The sequence below is a fragment of the Shewanella litoralis genome, from assembly GCF_009828585.1.
In the GTDB taxonomy this organism is placed as follows: Bacteria; Pseudomonadota; Gammaproteobacteria; order Enterobacterales; family Shewanellaceae; genus Shewanella; species Shewanella litoralis.
Map to the genome: position 1 here is coordinate 1 of NZ_WSRZ01000063.1, position 1,218 is coordinate 1,218.

The window sequence follows — 1,218 nt, forward strand, 5'->3', positions numbered from 1 at the left end:
CAGGGCGGGATCATACTTTGTTAACAGTAGGGAACTTTTTCGTATCGGCATGATCTGATCAGGCATGTTAATCTACTGAACCTAATCCATGTCCTTATTTGAACACTTGAAACTTATCGAAGACCCTCGCTCTCACATCAACCTAGACCATGATTTAGTTGATATTATTTTTCTTGTTTTAGCCGCTATCGCTTCAGGTTGTGATGGCTGGCAAGCTATTGAAGAATTTGGCAACGAGAACCTATCTTGGCTACGTAAACATCGAGATTTTGACAAAGGGATCCCGACTCGGCATTCCATTGCCCGGATCATTAAAGTTATCGATAACGAAATACTATTGTTAACGCTCTTTCGTTGGGCAAATAGCTTAAGAGAGGCTTCATCCAAGCCATTAATCGCTATCGACGGTAAAACGTTGCGGGGTGCAGTTAATCAACATGGCGCAAAAAATGCGCTACACCTCGTTTCGGCCTTTGATACCGAACAAGGTATCGTGCTCTATCAGCAAGATACACAGACCAAAGGTAACGAAATCGCAACGGTTCAAGCGCTGTTGCACATGTTAGACATTAAAGACGCTGTTGTAACCTTTGATGCACTTCATTGCCAGCGGGAAACGCTTCAACAAATCATCAAAGCTAAAGGCGACTATATTGTTCAGGTAAAAGGCAACCAACCTCTACTTAGGCAGGCCATAGAAATGCAGTTCCAACCTCACTGGGATAACGACGGCGTCGACATATTGAGTGTCGAAGCGGATGACAAGGGACATGGCCGTAAAGAGCGTCGCACGACGTTTCAAATTCCAGCAAAGCTACCGCAGGCGCTCGCAAAAAAGTGGCCATCAGCCAAGTCGCTCATAGCAGTTGAGCGTCAACGAACACTTAAAGGTGTTACCACCATAAATACGGATTATTACTTAAGTTCTTTACCTCTGGACATCGAACTTGCAGCCAAAGCAGTGCGTCAGCATTGGCACATCGAAAACCAGCAACACTGGGTGCTTGACGTCACTTTTAGGGAAGACTGTTCAAGGATTGGTGACCGTGAAAACGCGAAGAAAATGGCGCTATTTAGGCGTATCGTGCTGAACCTTTTAGAGCAGCATCCGCTAAAAGCCAGTAAACCAACCAAAATAAGAAAGGCAGCATGGAATGGTGATTTTAGGAGCGAGATTTTCTTTGGTTAAAAGATTTAACAAAGCTTAATCCCGCCCTG

Annotated in this window: 1 protein-coding gene; it reads left to right on the forward strand. The window is 44.7% G+C overall.

Annotation, left to right across the window (positions count from 1 at the left end; all coding sequences use genetic code 11):
- Positions 1 to 88 precede the first annotated feature (88 nt).
- Positions 89 to 1,189: an ISAs1 family transposase gene (locus GQA99_RS20080; protein WP_160056989.1), complete on the forward strand. Its 1,101-nt coding sequence runs from the start codon at positions 89 to 91 to the stop codon at positions 1,187 to 1,189.
- Positions 1,190 to 1,218 lie beyond the last annotated feature (29 nt).

Excerpts from the sequence above, each read along its gene's own strand:
- GQA99_RS20080 (WP_160056989.1), top strand. The coding sequence starts at position 89 with ATGTCCTTATTTGAACACTTGAAACTTATCGAAGACCCTCGCTCTCAC.